Here is a 24,494-nt window from a genome sequence, read left to right on the forward strand (position 1 = left end):
TGCTGCCCTTATGTATCTTTATGCTTTGCGGCCTGCCAGAACTTTTTCCTGGCAGGCCGCTTTTCGACAAGCTGAAAGGAGAGGGGAGACCCTCTCCTTTTTGCCGCTGTGTAACCGGTGCCCTCCCGCCGCATAGACTGGTATATGAGTAGGAGGGAAGGGAATATGACTGTCGTTCCATATAACCGCAGGGCGGCGGTGGCCTACGCCCACCGGTGGGCCTATAGCCGAAATCCGCAGTACTACAATTATGACGGCCTTGGCGGGGACTGTACTAACTATGTGTCTCAGTGTCTATATGCGGGATCAAAAGTGATGAATGATACCCCCACCTTTGGCTGGTATTACTATACGCCGAATCAGAAAGCCCCGGCCTGGACAGGAGTGGAGTATTTCCGAAATTTTCTTCTTCGCAAGGAGGAGAGCGTAGGGCCCTTTGGAGAGGAGACAAAGCTTGCAGCCCTGCGGCCGGGCGACTTTGTCCAGCTTAAACTAGATAAAAACCGGTTCAGCCACACGCCGGTGGTAGTCGCTGTAGGGCGGCGGCCCACGTTGTGGAACACTTTAGTGGCCGCACACTCCGCCGATGCGGACTATCGGGTTCTGGCCAGCTACCCCTTTGAAGAAATTCGCTTTCTGCACATCTTAGGTGTGCGGAAGGAATAGCGGCGGGGAGCAGGGAAGGGGGCGGCATGTTTCTCAGGATCCCTTTTTCTTCCTTATCTTTCCCAGCGGGTTGGCCTGCGCGGCCACCCGTAGGTTTTCGTTGTCTACATGGGTATAAATTTGGGTGGTATTCAGATTGTCGTGGCCCAGCACCTCCTGAAGAGTACGGACATCCACGCCGTTTTGAAGCATCAGCGTGGCGGCTGTGTGGCGGAGCTTGTGGCTGGAGTAAAGTGTGCTGTCCAAACCGGCCTTTTTCAGCCGTTGCTTGACCATGTAGTGGACGGCATCTTTGGTCATGCGCGTATGCCGCCGGGTGATAAAGAGTGCGTTAGGATCTGCGGCGCCAGAGTGACTTCGCTCCTCTAGCCAGTCGTCCAGGGCCTGGCGGCAGGCGTCGTTCAGGAAGAGGACACGCTCTTTATTACCCTTGCCCAGCACTCGCAGCTGATTTTCGTGTATGTCTGAGAGATTGAGGGAAACCAGCTCAGAAATTCGCATACCACAGTTAAGGAAGAGGGTTAGAATACAATAATCCCGGGTGCGGTTAGGCTCGTCAACGCTCTCCAGAAGATGAATACTCTGGTCTAAATCCAAGTAACGGGGCAGCGCCTTTTTCATTCGCGGGGAGTCCAGATCCTGAATGGGATTTTCTGTAAGCAGCTTGGCTTTTGTTGTAAGATATTTGTAGAAGGAGCGGATGGTGGCGACTTTCCGGGCACGAGATCGGGCGTTCAGACTGCGGTCCCGATCCAGGTAGTCCATAAAGGCGTATACATCTGTCAGCGTCACAGATCCGGCCAGCTGGAGATCCACATCGCTGATGGGAATCTCGTCAAATTCCACCGTCCGGGGAACGCAGCCTTTTTCCAGCTTGATGAACCGGAAAAAGGTCCGCAGGTCCAGAAAATATTCGCCTACAGTTTTGATGGAGTGTCCCTGTATGGTACGGTGGTAGGTTAAAAAATCGCGAATTAAAGCAGAAGCTTCCGTCCGATAATCCAATGTTGTTGTCGGGGCTGTCTGAAAGGCCCAAAAATAGCCTGGCGGGCTATTTTACGAAAAAACTGGTTTTTGCCTCCACTCAACTCAACAAAATTTTCATTTTGTTGAGTTGATACAGCGCCCCGATTCACCTCCCTCTCTATAGGATCGCTGCCAGCGCTTCCCGGATATTTTTGACCCGGATGAGCTGCAAACCGTCGGGCTGTGTCAGCTTTCCGCTGCTTCGGGCTGGGATGAGACATTTGCTGAAACCCATCCGCCGTACCTCGCTGAGCCGCTGGCCCAGGGCATTCACCGCCCGCAGTTCGCCGGTGAGCCCAACTTCGCCTACAGCAGCCAGATCGTTTGGGATGGGCCGATCCCGAAAGCTGGACGCCAAAGCCATAATCATAGCCAGATCGGCGGCGGGCTCGTCCAGGTTCAAGCCGCCGATTACGTTGATGTAGGCGTCACAGGTGCCCACCATCAGGCCGCCCCGCTTTTCCAGCACCGCCAACAGCAGCATAGCCCGGTTGAAATCAAAGCCGTTGGAGTTCCTCCGGGGCATATTGAAGCTGGTGGGCGTCAGCAGGGCCTGGACTTCCGCTAGAACGGGCCGCACCCCCTCCATCACGCAGGTGACACAGGTGCCAGGAGTGTCCTGGGGCCGTCCGGCCAGCAGCATTTCGGAGGGATTGGGTACCTCCGCCAGCCCATCGTCCGCCATCTCAAAAACGCCAATCTCATTGGTGGCGCCAAACCGGTTTTTTGCTGCCCGCAATATGCGGAAGGACAGCTGCTGCTCCCCTTCGAAATAGAGCACGCAGTCCACCATATGCTCCAGCACCTTTGGCCCGGCGATAGACCCCTCTTTATTTACATGGCCAATAACAAAAACAGTAATCCCCTGCCCCTTGGCCAGCTGCATCAGAGCCATAGTGCAATCCTTGACCTGCCCCACGCTGCCTGGCGCGGTGGCCAAGTCGCTGTTGTACAGCGTCTGAATGGAGTCCACAATGAGAATGTCCGGCTTCAGCTCATTGACCGACTCCACAATGTCCTCCAGGCTGGTCTCGGAGAGCAGATACAGGCCTTGGCTGCGGATGTGCAGCCGTTCCGCCCGCAGTTTAATCTGCCGCTCTGATTCCTCTCCCGATACATATAAAACAGTAGAAAACCGGCACAGATTGTCACAGATCTGAAGCATTAGGGTGGATTTTCCAATGCCGGGGGCGCCGCCTACCAGAACCAGAGATCCCTTTACCGCTCCCCCGCCCAGAACCCGGTCCAACTCGTTCATTCCGGTGGCGAAGCGGAGCTCGTGGGTGGTCTCTACCTCGTCCATCAGCCGGGGCCGGCGGCAGCCCAGCCCCCGGGAGGGACTCACCACCGCCCCGCTGCCTGATAGGCTCCGCTTTTTAGGGGATTCTGCCGGGCGCTCTACAATGGTATTCCATGCATGACAGGCGGGGCACTGCCCTGCCCATTTTGGCAGCTCATTGCCGCAGTCTGTACAGTAAAACAGTGTTTTTGACTTCATTTACAGCTCCTATGGTCTCTTTTGTTATAGGATGGACGTACTGCCCATGGACGCTTCCGGCGCGGTGAGGATCGCACCGGCCAGCACAGCGGCCAGCTGGGTCTGATATGCCTCTGTGCGCAGCTTGGCCTCCTCTTCCTGGTTGGTCAAAAAACCGCACTCCACCAAAATGGCGGGACAGGAGATGTGGTTCATCAGATAGACATTCTCTCCAATGGGCTTGGCCGTGCGCTGGTTGCCGGGCTCCAGGCAGTCCCGCAGTAATTCCTGGGTGTGCTGTGCTAGGGGCTGGCTCAGGGCGCCGTTGGCATAGAACACTTGGGCGCCGTGATACTTTCCATTGGGGTAGGAATTCTGATGAATGCTGATCAGCACGGCGTGCTCTGTTCCCTCCACAGCCGCCGCCCGGTTGTGGAGATCGGAGACCTTTTTCTCCCGCAGGGTCTGGGCGGACGGATCGTGGAGGGAGATATCCGCCTCCCGCAGCAGCACAGGGCAGGCGCCGCAGAAGCCCAAAAGCTGATCCAGCCGCCGGGCGATGGCCAGGTTAATCTCACTCTCCGGCGCACCGGTGAGGGAGACCGCTCCCCCATCTTCCCCGCCATGTCCAGCGTCAATGATCCAGGTGGCCATACCCCCCCGGACAGGCGCAAACACCGTCTGCACCTGTCCGGGCCAGGCCCAAAACCGGCACAGCAGGACGGTCAGAACCGCCAATCCTCCGCAGGTGAATTTTCCCACTGCCTTTTTCCAGGTCATTCCTCATCCCTCCCTCTCCGCATCCTATGACGGCGGCGAGGGCGCTATGCGGTCTTTTGAAATTATAGCATAGGGAGAAGACCAAAACAACAATTTTTCCCTTGCCTTACAGCTGGATTCAGGGTAGGATAGAGACAGTACTCACAAGGAGGTCGATCACCATGGTATTTGATCGCATTGAAAATGCCCCGCTGTACTACGGTCTGGGGCCGCGCTTTCAAAAGGCGCTGGAGTGGATGGCACAGGCAGATCCGACCCAGATGAAACCGGGAGAAAAGGTGGTGATTGATGGCAATAATGTCTTTGCCACCCTCTTCAAGGTGGACACGCTTCCCCGAGCGGAGAGCCAGCTGGAGGGACACAGGAATTACGCGGACATCCAGTATGTACTCAACGGTCAGGAGTGTGTCGGTTACGCCCTGGAGGGCACTGTCCCCGTGACGGTACCCTTTGACCCGGAAAAGGACATTGGCTTTTGGAACGGGGATTGGGACACCATCACCGTACGGGCGGGGAACTTTTACATTGTTTGGCCCCAGGATCTCCACGCTCCCAGGGTGGCCAGCGGCACACCGGAACCGGTCACCCGGCTGGTGGTAAAGGTCAAATTAAATTAGTGCCTGTCTGAAAGATGAGTTCACCAAAGATTTTCTTCCGGTGGACTCATCTTTTTGTCTTATACTGATTCAAATAAAGAGAGCTATTCGAAATCCCGCGCGCTTTGCGTGCTGACAGTGCATATATATGCGCGTTATTCTATCTTATACTTATAAAAAACCTGATAAAAAGCGTGAAAAGCTTTTTATCAGGTTTTAATCTCAGCTGGCATGGCTACGTGCAAGCTGAGATACAGCTTTTATCAGCTGCATGGCATCAGTCCGGCGGTTAAAGGCGGAAAAGCTGGCGCGGATTGTGCCGGAATCAAAGGTGCCAGCGGTGCGGTGAGCCAGAGGCGCACAGTGCAGACCGGAGCGCACCGCAATCCCCTGGCTGGCCAGGGCCTCCCCTGCCGTCTCGCAGTCCATGTCCGCGATTTGGAAGGAGAGCACTCCGGCCTGGCACTTCCCTGCCGGCTCCCAGAAGGCGGTCACGCCGGGACAGGCGGCCAGTTTCCCTGCGGCGGTGCGGAGCAGCTCCCACTCGTGGCGCCGGATCCGTTCCAGCCCGGTCCTTTGAACAAAGCGCAGGCCCTCTAAAAGCCCGGCAACACCAGGCATGTTGTGGGTACCGGCCTCCAGACGATCCGGCAGAAAATCCGGCATCTCCGTTTTGGCGGAGATACTTCCAGTACCGCCTTCCAGCACAGTACTCACCTCTTCCCTGCCGCACAGCAGCAGCCCAGTCCCCTGAGGGCCGTAGAGGCCCTTGTGGCCAGGCATGGCGATAAAGTCCGCCTCCAGCTCCTGCATAGAGACAGGGAGAATTCCCGCAGATTGAGAGGCGTCCAGCACAAACGGCACCTCTCTCTGGCGGCAGAGCCCGGCGATCTCTCTCACAGGAAGAACATAGCCAAAGACATTGGACACATGGGTACAGATGACCGCCTTTGTGTCTGGTGTAATCGCCCGATCAAACTGGGCCAGCATCGCCTGCGGCTGAAACAAAGGCGCCTGAGCTACCAAAATATTGGCGCCCAGAGTCACCAGCGGACGGGTCACTGCATTGTGCTCATAGCCGGATATGACCACCCGGTCACCGGAGTGAACCAGCGTTTTTATTGCGATATTCAGTCCATGAGTGGCGTTTGAAGTGAAGATCACCTGTTCTGGGTTTTCCACCTTAAAGAGCTCTGCTGCCAGGGAGCGGCACGCAAACGCAGTGTTGGCCGCTCTGGCGGCGGCTGGGTGGCCGCCGCGGCCGGGACTGGCCAAGGTCCGAATGGCGTTGGCCGACGCTTGGGCCACAGCAGGCGGCTTTTGCAGCGTGGTGGCCGCGCTGTCCAGATAGATCATAGCTGCACCTCTTTATAGCTGCCATCACTGGACATGATAAACACCCGTTTGGGGCTCAGCTGGACCCGGGCCAAAACCATGAGGGCGTTGGTCAGGTTTCGTTCGGAGACCTTGACCGAGTATCCGCAGCCCTCTTGCGCGATCTCTTTTGGGGAACGGAGGATATGGGCGGCAATCCCCATACGCTCCAGCGCGGATGCCGTCCGTTGGGCGTAGGTCAGGGAACGGCAGACGATAAGATAATAGACCATGATTGAAACGCTCCTCTCGCATTAGAATATGCGGAAAGGAACGCCGGGGTTACTCCTCTAACAGAGCCACCGCATGAGCGGCTATACCCTCGCCGGAACCGGTAAAGCCAAGGCCCTCCTCCGTAGTGGCCTTTATGTTGACACGATCCAGGGTAACCCCCATTCGTTCCGCCAGATTTTCCCTCATATGGGGGATGTACGGGGCCAGCTTTGGTCTCTGGGCTAAAATAGTGGCGTCAACATTTCCCACATAATACCCCTTCTGATCCAGCATCTTCATTACCTTGTCCAGAAGCACGAGGCTGTCCGCGCCCTCATAGGCTGGGTCTGTATCGGGAAAGGCATGGCCGATGTCCCACAGTCCTGCCCCACCCAACAGCGCGTCCATCACCGCATGGGTGAGCACATCCGCGTCGGAATGGCCCAGCAGCCCCTGTTCATAGGGGATGTGTACGCCTCCTAAGATTAGTTTACGGCCTTGTGTCAGCCGGTGAACATCATATCCGTGGCCAATTCTCATGTACGGTCCCTCCAGTACAACAGCGCTTCCGCGACAGCCAGATCCTCCGGCGTGGTGATTTTCAGGTTGATCGGCGCTCCGGCGGTAAGAGTTACCTTCATGCCCAAGCGCTCCACCGCGGCACAATCGTCAGTCAATGTGACACCATCCTCCAGCGCCTTTACCAGGGCGCCCCGGATCAGCGACGCCTCAAACACCTGGGGGGTCTGCACCGCGAAAAGCTGAGCGCGATCCGGGGTAGCGGTGACAATCCCATTCTCCGCCTGTTTAATGGTGTCCTTAACCGGGACCGCAGGCGCCGCCGCGCCGCACCGCTCTCCCGCATAGATGACTTCGTCCAGTACCGCCTGGCTCACCAGCGGCCGGGCTCCGTCATGGATGGCAATCAAGGCTGCCTCTTCACTGGCGGCGCGGATACCGGCCAGTACGGACTCTGTCCGGCTGGCGCCGCCCACCACAATGCGGGCCACCTTGGAAAGACAGGCCTCCCGGCACAGCTGGCCGATCGGGACAATGAGATCTGCCCGGGTGACCACTACGATCTCATGAATTCTGGGACAGGCGTCCAATGCGCTCAGCGTGTGGAGCAGAATCGGGACGTCCCTCAAAGGATAGGTAATTTTATCTACGCCCTCCATTCGGGCGGCACAGCCAGCCGCAGGGACAACTGCAGTGCAAAAGGGATCCTGTGTCTTCTTGCGGCGGAAGAGCCGCTGGAACCAGTCAGCCATAGAAACCTCCGTATGTCTCTTTTATATGTACATGACAGAAAGGAGCCCGAAGGCTCCCTCTCTCAGCGTGTCTGCTTGAATTCTATTATGTGAGCACACGATTGATGCGGGCCTCCACTGCCTCGTAATCAGAGTCCTGGGAAAGTACGATCTCAGAAATCAGAATCTGCTTGGCGGAGTGGAGCATTTTTCGCTCCCCAGTAGACAGGCCACGCTGTCCGTCCCGGAGGACCAAGCCCTTGACAACCCGGGCGACTTCCAGCAGATCACCGCTTTTCAGCCGCAGCATGTTCTCCCGATAACGGCGGTTCCAGTTGGCGTCCATCTCCACCTCAATACCGGGGATGGCCTCAATAATACGGTCTGCCTCTTCCCCATGGATTACCGGCCGCACTCCGATTTCCTCGCAGTTGTGCGTTGGAATCATCACCAACATTCCGCCGACAGGTAATTTTAGGATATAATATTCCCTCAGTACGCCGTTGACTTTTTTTTGAACGATGCCGTCTACTACACCAGCTCCGTGCATTGGATGGACGATCTTATCCCCGACATGAAACAAGTTTCCCACCTCCTGATGGCCCTTAATCGCATTTCCACTTCTTATTACATTAAGTATTATAGCTGAATTTTCTAGAATTTGCAAGCAAAACTTCAAGTTACGAAGAGAAAATAAGAAAAACAGCTCACTTCTTTACAAAGTGAGCTGTTTGACAGCGGCGGTAAACGCAGGTTCTTACTCGGCGAAGCTGTCCTCATAGTCCTCATCGCTGCCGGACTCCTCCAGCAGAGCGCGGATGGACAGAGAGATTTTCTTATGCTCAAAGTCGATGTCGGTGATCTTCACATCCACCATCTGACCCTCAGACAGGACATCGCCGGGCTTCTCAATGCGGTGATCAGCGATCTGGGAGATATGAATCAGGCCGTCCACACCAGGGACAATCTCGGCAAAGGCACCGAAGGTCATCAGTTTAACCACCTTCACGTTAGCGACGGAACCCACGTCATAGGTAGAGGTAAATTTGGACCAGGGATCTTCGGAGCGATCCTTCATACCCAGGGAGATCTTCTTCTTGTCCTTGTCGGCGGCGATAACATACACCTCCACGGTGTCGCCTACCTTTACCACCTCGGAGGGGTGCTTGATGCGGCTCCAGGACAGCTCGGAGATGTGGACCATGCCGTCCACGCCGCCGATGTCCACGAAAGCGCCGTAGGAGGTCAGGGACTTGACAACGCCGGTATAGCGCTTTCCATCCTCAATCTCCTCCCAGACCTTGGCGGCTTTCTCGGCACGCTCCTCTGCGGCGACAGCGCGGATGGAACCCACCACACGGCGGCGGGCACGGTTGACCTCGGTAATGCGCAGGCGGACATGCTGCTTAACCAACTCGGTCATGGCGGCATCCCGGGGCAGGCCAGTCTGGGAGGCAGGCACGAATACACGCACACCCTTGATGCTGACCACAACGCCGCCCTTGTTCTCCTCGGTGACCACACCCTCTACAATGGTGTGATCCTCCTTGGCCTGCTCGATATCGTCCCAGCTCTTGACGGTATCCAGGCGCTTCTTGGACAGGGTAACAACGCCCTCCTGGTCGTTGACGCGCATGACGTAGGTCTCGATCTCGTCGCCGACCTTCACCAAGTCCTCAACCTTTACAGTGGGATCATCTGTCAGTTCAGACACCGGTATGTAACCGGCGTGCTTTGTACCCAGGTCGACGTAGATCTCAGTCGGTGTGATGCCAGTGACGACGCCGGTAACCTTCTCCCCTGTATTTAAAGTCTTGATCGATTTCTCCAGCATTTCAGCAAAGGATTCCTCGATCTCCATATTTTCTGTGCTCATTTTGTCATAGACCTCCTTTATAATCCACCCAGGTGTAGACGCACCTGCGGTGATTCCTATAGAAGCCTTCCCGTACAGGTTGGAAGGTTCCAGTTCCTCGCCCCGCTCAATCCACACAACGGTGGGGCAGAGGGCTGCGCAAAGCTCTGCAAGGCGCCTAGTATTGGAGCTGCTGCGGCCTCCAATGACAATCATTGCGTCATTTTGGGCCGCCAATTCTTGCGCCTCACTTTGCCGCTTACACGTAGCATTACATATTGTATCAAAAATTTTTAAATTTGTACACTGTTTTTTTGCTTTTTCTACGCACAAATTCCACTTGTCCTGGGTAGATGTGGTTTGCGACACCATTGTAATGGGTAATTGTGCCATATCTGGGCAGCTGTCCAACCAGTCCTCCAGGGCCTCCGGCCCTTCCAGGACAACAGGATGACGGCACCAACCCGCGATGGCGGCCACCTCTGGGTGGTCCGATGCGCCGATGATAACGGGCTGCCGTCCCTCCTCTTCCGCCTGGGCTACAATCCGGTGGATGCGGGAGACATTGGGACAAGTAGCGTCTATCAGCTCCGCGCCGCTGGCCCGCAGGGCATCATAGACCGCCCTGCTCTCCCCATGGGAGCGGATGATGACCCGCGCACCTCTGGGTGCCTGTTCCGGACAGCGGATCGTGTTTACCCCCATGTCCTCCAGGCGGGCAATCACGCTGCTGTTATGGATGATCTGCCCCAGCATGACGCAGGGTACCCCAGAGACCGCAGCCTCCTCCGCCAGACGCACCGCCCGCTCTACCCCATAGCAAAAGCCGGCTGATTTGGCAAGGGTCACTTTCATACAGCCTGCTCCCCAAGATGGCGAATCCGCCCCATAACATCCGCAGTGATGGCCTCATACTCCTCCTGCGAGCCCTTTCTGGTGGCCACTGTGGGGATAAACGGCGTTCCAATTACCACGGTAGTTCTGCGAAACCAGGGCTTGCGCTCCGGCACATAGCAGGGCAGAATGGGTACTCCGGTCCGCACGGCCAGCATAGCAGCACCGGATTTTGGCTGACTGACTTCACCAAACCGCTCCCGTACCCTGGTGCCCTCAGGAAAGAGGAGCACCTTTTCCCCGCTACGCAGGTATTTCATAGCCAGCTTCACCGCGCCGATATCACTCTTCCCCCGCTCTACGGCGAAAACACCAGCTTTGCCCAGAAGCCAGCCGATGAAGGGAACCCGCAGCAACTCCGCCTTAGCCATTGGCCGCAGCTGGTTTTTCAGACGGAAAGCAAAGGCAAGAAACAGGGGATCCGTCAGCGCGGTGTGGTTGCAGCAAATCATTGCCGCACCGTCGGGAATATGTTCCCGTCCGATCACTTTTTGCGGGTGAACCAAATTAAAGAAGGGCCAGGCCACACAGTAGACAAAGGCATACCAGTATTTCACAGACCCACCCCCGTCTTGACCACATCCAACAGGCGTTGAACACTCTCCTCCAATGTATTTTCCGTGGTGTCCACCGCAACCGCGTCTGCCGCTTGACGAAGAGGGGCTGCAGACCGCTCGGTGTCCCGCTTGTCTCTGGCCTGGATGTCCGCCAGAACGGTGTCAAACTCCACTTGCTCTCCCCGCTCCAGCAGCTCCCGATGCCGGCGCTGGGCCCGGGCCTGGGCGCTTGCGGTGAGGAATATTTTTACGTCGGCGTCAGGGAGGACCACAGTACCGATGTCCCTGCCATCCATAATCACATTGTGGCGGCAGGCCAGATCTCGCTGCATATCCATCAAAAAGGCCCGCACATCCGCAATGGCTGACACAGCGGAGGCAGCCTGGGATACTTGGGGCCGTCGGATCTCTTGGGTGACATCCTCTCCGTCCAGGTACATATGCTGAAGACCATCTTCCCCATAGCGCAAATCGATATCAATTTGCTTCAGCAGCCCAACGACGGCGTCCTTTTCTTCAGGAGAAATACCGCGCCGTAGGGCGGCCAGCCCTAATGTCCGGTAAATTGCCCCTGTATCTACGTACAGATACCCCATATGTGCGGCCAGCCGCCGGGCCAGGGTACTCTTCCCGGCTCCAGAAGGTCCGTCAATGGCAATACTTTTAAATCCCACGTCAAATTGCTCCTTCCCCTTATTCCAGAACGGATTGGGCCGCGCCCTCCCCAGCGGCCCGTCCGGTTGACCAGGCGATCTGGAGGTTAAAACCGCCAGTGTAGGCGTCTAAGTCTAACAGCTCCCCCGCCAGATAGAGCCCTGGACAGCATTTCGACATCATCGTATGGGGATCCACCTCTGATACCTTTACGCCGCCGGCGGTGATAATGGCCTCCTCTATGGGCCGGGGGCCGGCAATATCCACCCGGAATCCCTTCAGCAGCTCCAGCAGACGGCGGCGCTGTCCCTTTGTAATGGAATTGCCCGGCGTGTCTTTTGGAATATCTGACAGCTCCGCCGCAACAGGGACCATAAGCCTAGGGAGCAGGCGCTCTAATATATTATGAAACGCCTGATTAGGATAGGCAGCAAACTCCCGCAGCAGCCGCTGCTCCAGCGTCTCCTCGTCCAGAGCGGGTTTCAAGTCAATCAAAATATAGTAATGGTCCCACTCAAAGTTCCGCATATGGGCGCTGGCGCTTAAAATCAGCGGGCCGGACAGGCCAAAGTGGGTAAATAGAAGCTCCCCCTGCTGGGCGTAGATCTCCTTTTTCTTCTGGTTGCGCACCTTGACCGCCACATTCCGCAGGGATAGTCCCTGCATCCGGCGACACAGGGTCCCCTCCTCCACCAAAGGGACTAAGGAGGGGCTCGGAGGCAGAATAGTATGCCCTTTCCCGGCGGCCAAGGTGTATCCGTCTCCTGTAGATCCGGTAAGAGGGTAGGACGCCCCGCCGGTGGCCAAAATAACGGCACGGCTTTGGTAGACACCCCGTTCTCCGCGGATTCCCACCATGTGCCCGTCCTCTGTCAGCAGCTCCACCGCCCGATCCTGTACAATAGGCACCTGACGCCTGCGCAGTGCCAGATAGAGTGCGTCAATCACATCGGCGGCGCGGTCGGACTGGGGAAAGACACGTCCCCCCCGCTCTGTCTTTAACGGGACGCCAAGCCCCTCAAAAAATTCTTTTACCCACTCCGGCGGAAAACGCGTTACCGCACTGGTGAGAAATTTCGGGTTGCGGGGAATGTTTTGCAGCACCTCCGCCGGAGTGCAGTCGTTAGTCACGTTACACCGGCCCTTTCCGGTGATATACAGCTTCCGGCCCATCTTCTGGTTCCGTTCCACCAGAAGGACGGAGCAACCCCGCTCCGTAGCGGTGAGAGCGGCCATCATTCCCGCCGCGCCGCCGCCCACTACAATGATATCCGTTGCCAACTATCTCTCTTCTTTCCCGGCGTCATTCATGTTCCGATGCCGCCTTTTCATACACCTCGTACTCATCCCAGATCTGCTCCAGGGCGCCGAAGGTGGCGGATAAATCGTTGTTCTTCCGGCGGCCCAGGGCCACAATCAAGGCGTTCACCAGGCTGAGCGGGGCCACCAGGGAGTCCACAAAGGAGGCCATATCGCTTTTTGCCATCAGAGTATGGGTGGCAATCAGCGCCAGGGGCGATGTTTCGCAGTCTGTAATCGCCACCACCTGGGCCCCCCGGTCCCGGGCGAACTGCATCGCCTTCACTGTACGGCGGGAGTATCTGGGAAAGCTGATTCCGATGATTACATCCTCTGGACCGATACGAAGCATCTGCTCAAAAACTTCGCTGACGGAGGTGCTGTGGATGAGCACCACATTTTCAAAAATCAGGTTAAAATAGAAGCCCAGAAAGCTGGCAATGGCAGTAGCGGAGCGCACCCCTAAAATATAGATCCGCCGGGCCAGTACAATGGCGTTTACCGCTTGGTTAAAAGCCTTCCGGTCTACCTCATCCAGCGTTAAGCGGATTTTATCCATATCCGACTGCATGACCATAGACAAAATATCCTGATTGCCGATGCGGTCATTAGAGACCTCGATGCGCTGGATAGAGGTGAGCTTATTCCGGATCATTTCTTGCAGGGCCTTCTGCATGGCGGGATATCCGTCATATCCCAGCTCAGCAGCAAACCGGACGACTGTTGATTCGCTCACATTGACGGTCCGGCCCAGACGGCTGGCTGTCATAAAAGCCGCTTTGTCATAGGATTCCAAAATAAAATGGGCGATTAACCGCTGACCCTTGGAAAAAGTGCCCATATTAGCCTGTATTACAGAGAGAATATCTTTGGACATAAGGGAATTCCTCCTGAAATCCAGCGTAATAATTACTCCCTATCATACCGGGAATCGAGCCGAATTGCAAGTAGTATCTGCAAGGTTGGGCGGAATTCCTGCAAAAATAGAAAATTTGCACCAGCGCTACCGGAGCAGGGCCACTTCCTGCTCCGTCAGCCGCCGCCAATGGCCAGGACGCAGGTCTCCCAGGCAGAGTTCCCCCTCCCGCACCCGCTGGAGGCGGGTCACCGTAAGCCCGGCCAGAGCACACATACGGCGAACCTGCCGGTTGCGTCCCTCGTGGATGGTAATGGAGAGCCTGCCTCCCTCCCCCTGCCAGTCCAGCCGGACCACATGGGCTGGATGGAGCGCCCGGCCATCCAGAGAGAGGGGGCCTTTCAAGATGGGAATCCCCTGCTGTACATTTCCCCGCACCCAGACATGGTACTCCTTTTCCACCTCGTGGCTGGGGTGAATCAGGCGCTGGGTCAGTTCCCCGTCGTCGGTAAGCAGGAGGAGCCCCTCTGAGTCTATGTCCAGGCGGCCCACCGGCCACACCCGGACGCCGCACCTCTCCACCAGCTTTGACACAGTGGGGCGGCCCCGCTCATCCGAGAGCGTAGAGACATAGCCCCGGGGCTTGTTCAGCATTAAATAAGTCTTCTGCTCCGGGGCAGACAAGGGCCGGCCGTCCACGCAGATGATATCCCGCGTTGGATCCGCCCGCTCCCCGAGCTGGGCCGGAATGCCGTTTACCGTCACCCGCCCAGCCGTAATGTATCCCTCCGCAGTCCGGCGGGAGGCCACTCCTGCGGCGGAGAGCAATTTTTGCAGCCGCTCTTCCAAAGTGTTCTCTCCTTCGTCTGGCAGCAAATATGTATCGGGCCGGAATTGCGGCCCACCGGCAGAAAAACTGTCTTGTGCAGTGTACTACGGAATCAAAAACTGCTCTATAGACCAGGAGAGCGCCGGTGTCTCTCCCCGGTGAAGCAGGCCCAGCACCTTCTCCAACAGGCTGACCGATTTTAGGCGGTTATCCGCCGCAGAGCCGCCGTAGAGCAGATAGGTCTGTCCAATCTCCCGTCCATCCACAGAGAATACCAGCTCCCCTGCCACATCTCCCTGCTGTACTGGGGCCTGGACACAGTCAGGCAGGGTAACTTTTACCTTCACCCGCTCCTCCTGGGTCAAGGGATAAAAGACGTCAGTGTGGATCTCCACCGGGACAAAGCGGATCAGGCTGTTTTGAACGGGAAGCGAGCCGTATACCTTTCCCGCCCGGGCCAGCTGCCGGCTTGGGTAGGTATCAAACCCATAGTCAAAGAGGGCGGCGTGATCCCGCCAGTCGTCCGGGTCGGACAGGGTGACTGCAATCAGGCGCTGACCGTCCCGCTGGGCACAGGAGACCAAAGTGCGGCCTGCTGCGTCGGTATAGCCGGTCTTCATGCCGATACAGCCCTCATAGCGCCAGAGCAGCTTGTTGTGGTTGACCAGGCTTCGCCCGGCAACTGCGATATTTTTTGTGGCGATAATGCCCCGTAAATCCTCCCGCTGGAGCACTGCCTGGGCCAGCTTCGCCATGTCTCGGGCGGTGGAGTAATTTCCCTCGTCCTGGAGTCCGCTGGGATTGGAGAAATGGGTGTGCTCCATCCCCAGTGCCTCCGCCCACTGGTTCATCCACTCCACAAAGGTGTCCACGTCGCCGGCGCAGCCGCCGGCAATAGCCAGGGCAGCGTCATTTCCGGAAGAGAGCAGCAGGCCGTAGAGCAATTCCTCCAAAGTGAGCTTCTCCCCCGGCTTCAGATACATGGAGGAGCCCTCAATTCCCGTCCACTCCCGCTGGATGGTAAATACCCTGTCCAAGCTGGTGGATTCCGCCGCCACCAGGGCGGTCATAAGCTTGGTGGTGCTGGCAATGGGCCGCTCCTCGCCGGCATTGTAGGTATACAGAACCCGGCCGGAATCTGCATCAATCAAAATCGCGGTCTTGGCCGACACTGAGGGACCCGCCGCCTGGGCCGGGACCAACCAGAGAAAGCAGAGCAGGATCGCACACGTCCGAAAGGCAGGCTTCATGCTGCGTCACCTCAAAAGCAAAGATGATAGCAGTATGCCCTTCCCTTGGGAACACTATACGAAGGAGGGTTAGAAAGCAATTCCCTCTTCCTTGGCCTTGTCTTCCTTCTGCTTTTCAATAAAGCCGGTGACCTTGTCCACCACCTCGGGGACCATCTCTACCACCCGATCTACAGTTGTGGCGGCGGGGGGATCTACGTAGAGCATTTTTACGTTGTCCCCTTTGACAATGAGGAAGGACACCGGGGTGATCTTCAGACTGGCTCCCCCGCCGCCGCCAAAGGAGTTGTTGCTGTCCCCCCTTTGAACCTTGGCGGCAAAGTCACTGCCGCCGGAGGCAAACCCAACGCTTACCTTGGACACAGGGATAATGGTAACGCCGTCCGCTTGGATGGGTGTGCCCACCACAGTGTCGCTGTCCACCATTTCCTTGAGCTTCTCCATGGTGCTGGTCATCAAATTGCCAATGGTATTTTTATGTTCCATGTTCTACCGCCTCTTTCTGGTCAGATGATTTTTGAGCATGTATGGTACGGGACAGCTTTCGGGTGGCGTGCAGGGCGCACAGCAACTCCTTCAGCAGCCAGAAGGCGAGGCAGAGCAGCTGCCCCAGCGTCATAGACAGGGCCAGCTCCGCCTCCGCGGTCAGGGGGGGACCATCAAAGTCTACCTGGGTATGGATGCGGCAGTCGCCCCACCGAAAGCTCTGGACCAGCTTGGGCCAGAGGGCGCCCAGTGCGCCGTTGGCGCAGCCGTAGTGCTCCACAGCGTCCGCCGGATCGGGGCCGCCAAAGCGGAGGTTTAGAACAAGCCGGTCGATGCGAATCTTCCGGCGGAGGCGGCCGGCAGCCCGCCCCACCAGCGGGAGATAGATTTTAGCCAGCTGGATCAGCTTTTTTGGGGGAAAGCGAGAGAAAAAGCCCTCCTTTTCCTTGGACTCTCCGCTGTCTTCCCTCCCTTTTTTCTTCTCTTCGATCGGTTCGATCGGTTTTTCTTTCTTCTTTTTCTTGGGCAGAATGGAGAGACGGAAAAAACCAATGCGGATCCAGGCGGAAAGGATCCGCTCCCGATAGCTTATGCCGCCGCCCAGGCGCACTCTGGACAGCAGAAAGAGAATCGTCATCACCGCCGCCAGAATAAACCAATTCACGGCTCCACCGCCTCTCTCTCCTGCTCTTGCTGGGCCCGCAGCTGGGCCAGACGGTGTTCCAGCTCCAGCCCCGCCTCTTGCTCACCGGATGGGACGCCAGGCAGCTGGGGGAGATCCCCCAAATCGTTCAAACCAAAGGTGCGCAGAAAGCTTTGGGTGGTCCGGTACTGGATGGGCCGGCCAGGTACAGCCAGACGGCCGCTCTCCTCAATCAGGCCCCGATCCGCCAGCAAACCCACAGTATAGGCGCTGTCCACCCCACGGATTTGGTCAATATAGGCCCGGGTGATGGGTTGAAAGTAGGCCACCAGAGCCAGTACCTCCAACGCGCTCTGAGACAGTTTGGCAGGGCGGCGGGCTCCAAGGGCTGTCCGAATTGCGGAGGCGTGCTCCGGCGCGGAGCACAACTGGTAGGCACAGCCCATCTGGACCAGACGCATCCCCCGGCGCTCATAGCGGTAACTGTCTGACAGCCGGATACAGGCGGCCTCCACATGCTCCCGGTCCAAATCCAAGGCCAGACAGAGCCGGGACAGGTCCACCGGCTCGCCGGCGGCGAAAAGAATTCCCTCAATGGCGGCTTCCATTTCGTTCAGCTCCATAGATCCCTACCCTCTCCTGCCCCAATTCCTCCGAAGCCGTCAGCCCTGACGGCGCATCATCTGTAAAAGGGCGTAACTGTACATCCCTCCTGAGTGCCGCTGAGCAGCAGCTTATGGGCTTTGCACAGCTCTAAAACAGCTAAAAAGGTGGCCACTACTTCCGAGCGGCTTTGATTGCTCTGAAAGAGTACATAAAACTGAGTGGCCCCCATCCGCAGCAAAAGCTGGAGAATCTCCGCCGCCTTCTCCGTCACGGGGTAGGGCTCCCTGCCCACAATTTTTTGAAACACCGCCATAGAAGGCGGCAGTTTCCGGCTGTTCGCGGCCAGCACCCGCATCAGCGCCCGGTACAGCTCACTGGACTGATGGGCATAGCAAATTTCTGCGGCCTGATCCGGCAGCTCCGGCGGCTTGACCAGATAATCTTGTCCTATGGAATATCCCTGCTCCAGATCTGGCAGAACGGCCTTAATCTGGGTGTAGCTCTCATGGCGCTGGTGGGCTTCCAGCAGGGCCATGAGCTCCTCCATCTCGGACAGGGCCTGTTCATCCCGAATAGATAGCAACATCTGGGTTTTGATAAAGACAAGCTGGGCGGCCATGGTGACAAACTCACTGGCAACCTCCAGATCCATCTCTTTTCGGGCCTCCATCCAAGCCAGGTACTGCTCCAAAATCAGTGAAATCTGAATGTCCCGGATCTCCATCTTATTTTTGCCCAATAGATGTAAAATCAAATCCAGGGGACCGGTAAAATCTTCTCTGGCCTCTGCTTTGGCTTTCACAACCTTTTCCAGGTGATAAATAGGTCCATCCATATCAGACTACCCCAGAAACACCGCGGCCAGATCAAAGCCGATGCCGGCAGCCTGATAAAAAGCCTCAAAGACGGCTGTGCTGGCAGTGGAGAGGGGCTGGTTCAAAAGGTCGGTGGCCAATACCGCCACCAGAAGCAGCATTCCGAACCGCTCATACCGCATAAGTTTGTAGTAGGCCTGATCCGGCAGAAAGGCTCCCAGTACCTTGGACCCGTCCAGAGGCGGAAAGGGAATCAGGTTGAACAGGCCTAGGCTGATGCTCAGTACCCCTGTTACCAGGAAAAAATCCATCATCCAGAAGAAAAATGGGTTTCCTGCATAGGAAAAGACAAGAATGGCGAAGAAAATATGGTAGAGAAACAGGGACAGAAAGGCCAGCAGAAAGTTGGACACCGGCCCCGCCAGGGCGGTGACGGCCATACCGCTCTTGGGGTACTTGAAGTACCGCATGTCCACTGGCACGGGCTTGGCCCAGCCAAAGCCGGCCACCAGCATCATCAGCGCACCGATGGGGTCCAGGTGCCGCAGGGGATTCAAAGACAGGCGGTGCTGCCGTTTGGCAGTGGGATCTCCCAGGGCAAAGGCAGCCAAACCGTGGCAGGTCTCGTGTACGGTGAGACAGAACAATACCGCCAGCGCCTGGGTCAGCAGCCAGCTCAGACCGTCCCAGTCTAGATGTTGAAAAAAGTCCGCAAACGCTCCCACAGCCAGCTCCCCTTCCATCAAGGCGCAGCGAAAATTTCATATTATTCATAGATTATAGCAAATTCTTCCGGAAAAAACAAGACAATGGGACAATGAAAACCGGAGCCGCCAGATGTTCCCTGCGACTCCGGTTTCTCCGCTTAAACGATATAATTGCGCAGGATGCCAATGCCCTCGATTTCCACCTCTACGGTATCCCCTGGCGCCATGGGGCCGATGCCGGAAGGAGTGCCGGTGGTGACCAGATCGCCGGGCTCCAGGGTTATGGATTGGGTGATAAAGGCCAGAAGCTGTGGGATCTTGTGCATGAAGCGTGAGGTGCGGGAGGACTGCACTACAGTGCCGTTGAGCCGGGTCTGAATGGCCAGATCTCCCCCATCCACCTCATCAGTGACGATGGGACCCACCGGCGCAAAGCCGTCCATCCCCTTTCCGCGGCTCCACTGTCCGTCGGATTTCTGGACATCCCGGGCGGTGACATCATTGAGGCAGGTATACCCCAAAATGTAGTCCATAAATTTCTCCGGCTGGATCTCCTTGGCCCGGCGTTTGATGACAAAAGCCAACTCCCCCTCGTAGTCCAGACGCTGGACAAAGTTTGGGGCGTGGATCTGCCCTTCTGGATGATTGATGGTATTGGGTCCCTTGAGGAAGAGAATGGGTCGATCTGGTACCCCCTCTCCCATCTCAACCGCATGGTCATAGTAGTTCTTCCCCACACAGAGAATCTTGCTGGGCTCACAGGGGGCCAGCAAGGTACATCCCTCAAAGGGGGCAGTTTTGCCATCGTAACAGATGCGCTCATAGGGGGCGCCTGCCAATGTATGAACGATATCCCCCTGGACCACGCCCCACACAGGCTCCCCTTCCCGCTGAATTCTAACATATTTCACTGTATTCCCTCCTGATGAGCCAGGATGCTGTCAAGCAGTGCCTGCCGTCCGTCTCCCTTTTCCGCGGAAAAGGGGATGATACTGCTCTCCTCCTCCAGTACAAGGGTATCGCGGATGCGGGCCAAATTAGGCTCTGTTTCGCTTTTTTTCAGCTTATCCAGCTTGTTGGCCACCACAAGAAAGGGGCGGCCGCTGTGTTTAAACCAATCAGCCATCGTACAGTCGTCGGCAGTGGGCTTGTGCCGGGCGTCCACAATCAGAATACCCAGGGTCATCAGAGAGGAATCGGCGAACCAGCTCTCAATCAGACGGCCCCAGCGGGCCTTCTCCGCATGGGAGACCTTAGCATAGCCGTATCCGGGCAGATCCACCAGATAGAGCTTTTTGTCGATGAGAAAGTAATTGATATGGGTGGTCTTCCCTGGCGCGGAGCCCACCCGGGCAAAATTTTTCCGGTTGAGCAGTTTATTGATTACAGAGGACTTTCCCACGTTGGATCGGCCGGCAAAAACCACCTGGGGCAGGTGGTCTCTGGGGAAATCGGCCGCTTTGGCGGCAGAGCGGATGAACTCCGCATTATTCAGGTTCAGCGGCATAGAGATGTCGCCCCTTTCCGTATGTGGTTCGTCTCTGAGCCGCTACTGCTGCAATGGGACTGCGGCGGCGGAGACGGCGGGATTGGCCGGAACAGTCTGCCCCTCCCCGGCCTGTGTCAGCTCCAGCCCCATCGCATGGGCCAGAACGGTGTCCACCTGCTCCACGGTAATAAAGTGGAGGGCGCCGCGGACCGTCTGGTCAATCTCTGCCAGATCCTTTTCGTTGCTGGCCGGCAGAATTACAGTTCGGATGCCGTTTCTCAGGGCGGCCATAGTCTTCTCCTTCAGACCGCCGATGGGCAGCACCCGGCCCCGCAGGGTCACTTCTCCGGTCATAGCTAGTTCCCGCCGGACCGGGGTGTTGGTCAAAGCAGAGACCATGGCGGTGGTAATGGCAATGCCGGCAGAGGGGCCGTCTTTGGGTACCGCTCCCTCGGGAAAATGGACATGGATATCCTTTTTCTGATAAAAATCTCCCTCAATCCCCAGTCGATCCGCCCGACTGCGGATGTATGAAAAGGCGGCGTGAGCGGACTCCTTCATCACATCGCCCAGATTTCCAGTTAGCTCCAGCTTGCCAGTGCCGGGGACGACGTTGACTTCAACCTCCAGCAGCTCGCCGCCTACGCTGGTCCAAGCCAAACCGTTCACCACACCCACCTGCTCGGTCAGGGGCAGACGCTCTGGATGGTAGCGGCGCACCCCCAGAAAGTCTTTCAAGTTATCTCCTGTAATGGTTATTGACTTTACATTATCTGAGACAACTCGCATTGCCGCCTTCCGGCAGACGGCTGCCAGCCTGCGCTCCAGCACACGAACACCGGATTCCTTAGTATAGCCGGTTATTGTCTCCCGAATAGCGCCGTCAGTCAGCTTCAGCTGACTCTTTTTCAGGCCGTGGCGCTTCAGCTCCTTGGGAAGCAGATGCCGCTTGGCGATTTGCAGCTTCTCCTCATCGGTATAGCTGGACAGATCGATCATCTCCATCCGATCCAGCAGAGGCCGGGGGATGGTATCGGTGGTGTTCGCGGTGGTAATGAACAAAACATCGGACAGATCGTAGGGCAGTTCCAGAAAATGATCCCGGAAGGTGCTGTTCTGCTCTCCGTCCAGTACTTCCAGCAGTGCCGAAGCGGGGTCGCCCCGGTGGTCGGTGCCCAGCTTATCGATCTCATCCAGCAGTAGCAGCGGATTGGAGGAGCCCGCCTGCCGCACTCCGGCAATGATGCGGCCAGGCATGGAGCCAATATAGGTCTTCCGGTGCCCCCGGATATCGGCCTCGTCATGGACGCCACCCAAGGAGATCCGGGCCAGTTTCCGGTTCAGAGCCTTGGCCACGGACATGGCGATGGAGGTCTTTCCCACGCCGGGCGGGCCCACAAGGCACAGCACCTGACCCCGCAGCTCCGGCGCCAGCTGCTTGACAGCCAAAAACTCCAGAATGCGCTCTTTTACCTTGTCCAGGCCGAAATGGTCGCTGTCCAATACCTTTTTGGCAGTGGCCACATCCACCCGTTCCTTGGTTTTTTTATTCCAGGGCAGCTCCAGACACACATCCAGATAGTTTCGAATCACGGTGGCTTCCGCAGAGCCAAAGGACTGCTTCTCCAGCCGGGAGACCTCCTTGAGCAGCTTTTTGGTTACCTCCTCCGGCAGCTTGGCCTTTTCGATGGACTGCCGGTACTCGGCGATCTCACTTTGAGCGCTCTCTTCCCCCTCACCCAGCTCCTGCTGGAGGACTTTCAGCTGCTCCCGGAGATAGTAATCCCGCTGGTTACGATTCAGGCCGTCCCGGACCCGGTTTTGCAGGTCCAGCTCCAGCTCCAAAACCTCAATTTCCCGCCGGAGCTGCTGGTATAGCCGCTCCAGGCGGCGGACAGGGCGCAGCTCCTCCAAAATCGCCTGCTTATCCCCTGCCCGCATGACGATATTTTGAGCGATATAGTCGGCGATATAGCCTGGATCCTCGCTGGAGAGCAGGTTGAGCAGAATGTCCGGCGTCATCTTGGGCGCCAGCTCAATATAGCGCTCAAAGAGCTCATAAGTCTGTCGGATCAGCGCCTCTGTCTTGGCGGAGCGGCGGACGGACTCCTCTGGGGAGATCTCCTCCACCTCCGCCGCCAGATAGGGCGTCAGCTGGGTGAGCTGGCGCAGGCGGCCCCGGGAGACTCCTTCCACCATAACCCGCACATTGTCCCCTGGCAGACGGAGGATCTGCCGTACATTACAGATCGTGCCGATTTGGCACAGATCTTTCGCTTTCGGAGCCTCCACAGACAGATCCTTTTGAGCCACCAAAAAGATGGGCTGGCCGCTGGTCATGGAGTAATCCAGGGCCTGAATGGAGATCTCCCGGCTTACATCAAAGTGGAGCAGCATATTGGGGAAGATGCTCATTCCCCGCAGCGCCAAAGCCGGAAGTGTAGTTGTCATATGTTCTTGTTCATGCTCTGTCATTGTGATTCACTTCCCCTCCAAAAGGGTGAGAACCTGTATTCATAACTGGGAAATGGCTGTTCTTTGAGTGTTTTGCAGGTTTTCAAACAGATTTTAGGGGAATGCCATAGTCCCAAGTGGAAAAACTGTTAAGAATCCCGCACACATATTCCAGGATTTTTGCCGCGGTGAGGCGGCAAAAAATTTGGCAGGACGGCATACAACGGTTGTGAATCCAGGTTCTAAGATTTGAATATGGAACGGGGCGAGGTTTCTGTCCTCGCCCCGAATGTTATCTAGTGCAGAGGCACTGTTAGGATACATTTCCCCGAGCGGGAATGCCGCCCTGTTCAGACCGGAGAGCCGCGCCGCCCAGGCGGGGCCGCTCCCGGCGTTCCAGGTCGTGGTCGATAGTGGGTGCAATATGCTCCCGGACACTTTCGCCGGTAATGGTTACTTTGGCAATAGTGGGATCCGAGGGAACATCATACATGACCTGGGTCATAACTTCCTCCAAGACCGCCCGCAGGCCGCGGGCACCGATGCCCCGCTCAATGGCCTTGTCTGCGGCGGCCTCCAGAGCTTCTGGCTGGAACGCCAAGTCTACCATATCATACTCCAGCAGCTTCTGATACTGTTTTACCAGAGCGTTTTTTGGCTTGGTCAAAATTTGAACCAGCTGGTCTTTGTCCAGCGCCTGAAGGGCAGTAATAACAGGAAGACGGCCCACCAATTCTGGAATAATGCCGAATTTCAGCAGGTCGTGCGGCTGTATCTCCCGGAACAGAGCGGAGTTGTCCCGTTCTTTTTTGCTGGCGATCTCCGCGCCAAAACCGATACTCTTTTTATCCAGGCGCTTTTCAATGATTTTTTCAATGCCGTCAAAGGCGCCGCCGCAGATAAAAAGAATATTCTTTGTATTGATTTGGATAAACTCCTGATGGGGGTGCTTACGACCGCCCTGGGGCGGCACATTGGCGACGGTACCCTCTAAAATCTTCAGCAGGGCCTGCTGTACCCCCTCGCCGGAGACATCCCGGGTGATAGACGTATTTTCGCTCTTACGGGCGATTTTGTCAATTTCATCCACGTAGATGATGCCCCGCTCCGCCAGATCGATGTCAAAATCAGCGGCCTGAACCAGACGCAGAAGGATATTCTCTACATCATCGCCCACGTAGCCCGCTTCCGTCAACGTTGTGGCGTCCGCAATCGCGAAGGGCACCTTCAAAATGCGGGCCAAGGTCTGGGCAAAGAGGGTCTTGCCGCTTCCTGTAGGACCAATGAGCAGAATGTTGCTCTTTTGGAGCTCTACATCCTCCCCGCCGCCGAAATAGATGCGCTTATAGTGATTGTACACCGCCACCGAGAGGGATACCTTGGCAGACTCCTGACCGATAATATATTGGTCCAGCACATCACGGATCTCGCGGGGGGTAGGGATAACGTCAGGGATATCCATGTCAGCCTGGGGTTCGTCGGGATCATACGCGTCATCTAAAATGCTCATGCACAGATGGACACACTCATTACAGATGTATGCCCCCGGCCCGGCGATAATACGGTTGACCTGCTCCTGATGCTTCCCGCAAAAGGAGCAGCGGACAGACTTGTGTTCATCATTTTTTGGCATAATAATACCTCGGTCACAGGCGGATTCCGCCAGATTGAGATGCGGAGAGAGGAGCGGGCCCTTGCCCCCGCTCCCCCGCATCGAG

At 56.8% G+C, this 24,494-nt stretch carries 26 protein-coding genes; 2 read left to right on the top strand and 24 right to left on the bottom strand.

Annotated features, from left to right (window positions below; translation table 11 throughout):
• The first annotated feature begins 165 nt into the window (after nucleotides 1–165).
• Nucleotides 166–666: an amidase domain-containing protein gene (locus D1159_RS06240; RefSeq protein ID WP_161844820.1), complete on the top strand. Its 501-nt coding sequence runs from the start codon at nucleotides 166–168 to the stop codon at nucleotides 664–666.
• A 33-nt stretch (nucleotides 667–699) separates the two neighbouring features.
• Here D1159_RS06240 and D1159_RS06245 read toward each other — a convergent pair whose 3' ends face one another.
• From D1159_RS06245 to D1159_RS06255, 3 genes are all read right to left on the bottom strand, one after another.
• Nucleotides 700–1,671, bottom strand: a complete 972-nt coding sequence (locus D1159_RS06245; RefSeq protein WP_161844821.1) for a tyrosine recombinase XerC — start codon at nucleotides 1,669–1,671, stop codon at nucleotides 700–702.
• 139 nt (nucleotides 1,672–1,810) lie between these two features.
• Complete coding sequence (gene radA / locus D1159_RS06250) at nucleotides 1,811–3,190, bottom strand: DNA repair protein RadA (RefSeq protein WP_161844822.1); 1,380 nt, start codon at nucleotides 3,188–3,190, stop codon at nucleotides 1,811–1,813.
• A 24-nt stretch (nucleotides 3,191–3,214) separates the two neighbouring features.
• Nucleotides 3,215–3,949, bottom strand: coding sequence for an N-acetylmuramoyl-L-alanine amidase (locus tag D1159_RS06255; protein ID WP_161844823.1), 735 nt, complete (start codon nucleotides 3,947–3,949; stop codon nucleotides 3,215–3,217).
• Between the two features lie 161 nt (nucleotides 3,950–4,110).
• Between D1159_RS06255 and D1159_RS06260 the strand changes: the two genes are divergently transcribed.
• Complete coding sequence (locus tag D1159_RS06260; protein WP_161844824.1) at nucleotides 4,111–4,566, top strand: YhcH/YjgK/YiaL family protein; 456 nt, start codon at nucleotides 4,111–4,113, stop codon at nucleotides 4,564–4,566.
• Nucleotides 4,567–4,767: 201 nt separating this feature from the next.
• Here the strand turns inward: D1159_RS06260 and D1159_RS06265 are convergent, their stop codons facing one another.
• The 21 genes from D1159_RS06265 to clpX form a co-directional block, all read right to left on the bottom strand.
• Complete coding sequence (locus D1159_RS06265; protein ID WP_161844825.1) at nucleotides 4,768–5,901, bottom strand: aminotransferase class V-fold PLP-dependent enzyme; 1,134 nt, start codon at nucleotides 5,899–5,901, stop codon at nucleotides 4,768–4,770.
• Nucleotides 5,898–6,152: a DUF3343 domain-containing protein gene (locus D1159_RS06270; RefSeq protein WP_161844826.1), complete on the bottom strand. Its 255-nt coding sequence runs from the start codon at nucleotides 6,150–6,152 to the stop codon at nucleotides 5,898–5,900. Before D1159_RS06270 ends, D1159_RS06265 begins: the two co-directional genes overlap by 4 nt.
• Before the next feature lie 49 nt (nucleotides 6,153–6,201).
• A complete protein-coding gene (gene ispF, locus D1159_RS06275) occupies nucleotides 6,202–6,672 on the bottom strand; it encodes a 2-C-methyl-D-erythritol 2,4-cyclodiphosphate synthase (protein WP_161844827.1) in 471 nt (156 codons plus the stop codon).
• Nucleotides 6,669–7,403, bottom strand: a complete 735-nt coding sequence (gene ispD / locus D1159_RS06280; protein WP_161844828.1) for a 2-C-methyl-D-erythritol 4-phosphate cytidylyltransferase — start codon at nucleotides 7,401–7,403, stop codon at nucleotides 6,669–6,671. The genes ispF and ispD overlap by 4 nt, the downstream gene beginning before the upstream one ends.
• Nucleotides 7,404–7,488: 85 nt before the next feature.
• Entirely contained in the window at nucleotides 7,489–7,965 is a 477-nt protein-coding gene (locus tag D1159_RS06285; protein ID WP_161844829.1) for a CarD family transcriptional regulator, read from the bottom strand.
• Nucleotides 7,966–8,139: 174 nt separating this feature from the next.
• A complete protein-coding gene (locus D1159_RS06290) occupies nucleotides 8,140–10,092 on the bottom strand; it encodes a bifunctional 4-hydroxy-3-methylbut-2-enyl diphosphate reductase/30S ribosomal protein S1 (protein ID WP_161844830.1) in 1,953 nt (650 codons plus the stop codon).
• Nucleotides 10,089–10,688, bottom strand: a complete 600-nt coding sequence (locus tag D1159_RS06295; RefSeq protein ID WP_161844831.1) for a lysophospholipid acyltransferase family protein — start codon at nucleotides 10,686–10,688, stop codon at nucleotides 10,089–10,091. The genes D1159_RS06290 and D1159_RS06295 overlap by 4 nt, the downstream gene beginning before the upstream one ends.
• On the bottom strand, nucleotides 10,685–11,362 hold the full coding sequence (gene cmk / locus D1159_RS06300; protein WP_161844832.1) for a (d)CMP kinase: 678 nt from the start codon (nucleotides 11,360–11,362) through the stop codon (nucleotides 10,685–10,687). The genes D1159_RS06295 and cmk overlap by 4 nt, the downstream gene beginning before the upstream one ends.
• A 19-nt stretch (nucleotides 11,363–11,381) precedes the next feature.
• Complete coding sequence (locus D1159_RS06305) at nucleotides 11,382–12,623, bottom strand: NAD(P)/FAD-dependent oxidoreductase (protein WP_161844833.1); 1,242 nt, start codon at nucleotides 12,621–12,623, stop codon at nucleotides 11,382–11,384.
• A gap of 22 nt (nucleotides 12,624–12,645) precedes the next feature.
• The gene (locus D1159_RS06310; protein WP_161844834.1) at nucleotides 12,646–13,518 is read right to left on the bottom strand and encodes a MurR/RpiR family transcriptional regulator; all 873 of its coding nucleotides are present in this window, start codon (nucleotides 13,516–13,518) and stop codon (nucleotides 12,646–12,648) included.
• A gap of 126 nt (nucleotides 13,519–13,644) precedes the next feature.
• Entirely contained in the window at nucleotides 13,645–14,346 is a 702-nt protein-coding gene (locus tag D1159_RS06315) for a pseudouridine synthase (RefSeq protein ID WP_161844835.1), read from the bottom strand.
• A gap of 84 nt (nucleotides 14,347–14,430) precedes the next feature.
• Entirely contained in the window at nucleotides 14,431–15,576 is a 1,146-nt protein-coding gene (locus tag D1159_RS06320; protein WP_161844836.1) for a D-alanyl-D-alanine carboxypeptidase family protein, read from the bottom strand.
• 69 nt (nucleotides 15,577–15,645) lie between these two features.
• On the bottom strand, nucleotides 15,646–16,062 hold the full coding sequence (gene ytfJ / locus D1159_RS06325; RefSeq protein WP_161844837.1) for a GerW family sporulation protein: 417 nt from the start codon (nucleotides 16,060–16,062) through the stop codon (nucleotides 15,646–15,648).
• The gene (locus tag D1159_RS06330; protein WP_161844838.1) at nucleotides 16,052–16,726 is read right to left on the bottom strand and encodes a DUF2953 domain-containing protein; all 675 of its coding nucleotides are present in this window, start codon (nucleotides 16,724–16,726) and stop codon (nucleotides 16,052–16,054) included. Before D1159_RS06330 ends, ytfJ begins: the two co-directional genes overlap by 11 nt.
• Nucleotides 16,723–17,328: an SMC-Scp complex subunit ScpB gene (scpB, locus tag D1159_RS06335; protein ID WP_161844839.1), complete on the bottom strand. Its 606-nt coding sequence runs from the start codon at nucleotides 17,326–17,328 to the stop codon at nucleotides 16,723–16,725. The genes D1159_RS06330 and scpB overlap by 4 nt, the downstream gene beginning before the upstream one ends.
• A 56-nt stretch (nucleotides 17,329–17,384) precedes the next feature.
• On the bottom strand, nucleotides 17,385–18,146 hold the full coding sequence (locus D1159_RS06340) for a segregation/condensation protein A (protein WP_161844840.1): 762 nt from the start codon (nucleotides 18,144–18,146) through the stop codon (nucleotides 17,385–17,387).
• Between the two features lie 6 nt (nucleotides 18,147–18,152).
• Entirely contained in the window at nucleotides 18,153–18,851 is a 699-nt protein-coding gene (locus D1159_RS06345; RefSeq protein WP_347563645.1) for a site-2 protease family protein, read from the bottom strand.
• Between the two features lie 140 nt (nucleotides 18,852–18,991).
• Nucleotides 18,992–19,744, bottom strand: coding sequence for a fumarylacetoacetate hydrolase family protein (locus D1159_RS06350; protein ID WP_161844841.1), 753 nt, complete (start codon nucleotides 19,742–19,744; stop codon nucleotides 18,992–18,994).
• Entirely contained in the window at nucleotides 19,741–20,340 is a 600-nt protein-coding gene (yihA, locus tag D1159_RS06355) for a ribosome biogenesis GTP-binding protein YihA/YsxC (RefSeq protein ID WP_161844842.1), read from the bottom strand. The genes D1159_RS06350 and yihA overlap by 4 nt, the downstream gene beginning before the upstream one ends.
• A gap of 42 nt (nucleotides 20,341–20,382) precedes the next feature.
• Nucleotides 20,383–22,797, bottom strand: a complete 2,415-nt coding sequence (lon, locus tag D1159_RS06360) for an endopeptidase La (protein WP_202620960.1) — start codon at nucleotides 22,795–22,797, stop codon at nucleotides 20,383–20,385.
• Nucleotides 22,798–23,089: 292 nt separating this feature from the next.
• Entirely contained in the window at nucleotides 23,090–24,409 is a 1,320-nt protein-coding gene (clpX, locus tag D1159_RS06365) for an ATP-dependent Clp protease ATP-binding subunit ClpX (RefSeq protein WP_161844843.1), read from the bottom strand.
• Between the last annotated feature and the right edge of the window lie 85 nt (nucleotides 24,410–24,494).

Source organism: Pseudoflavonifractor sp. 524-17 (assembly GCF_009935845.1).
Classification (GTDB): Bacteria; Bacillota; Clostridia; order Oscillospirales; family Oscillospiraceae; genus Pseudoflavonifractor_A.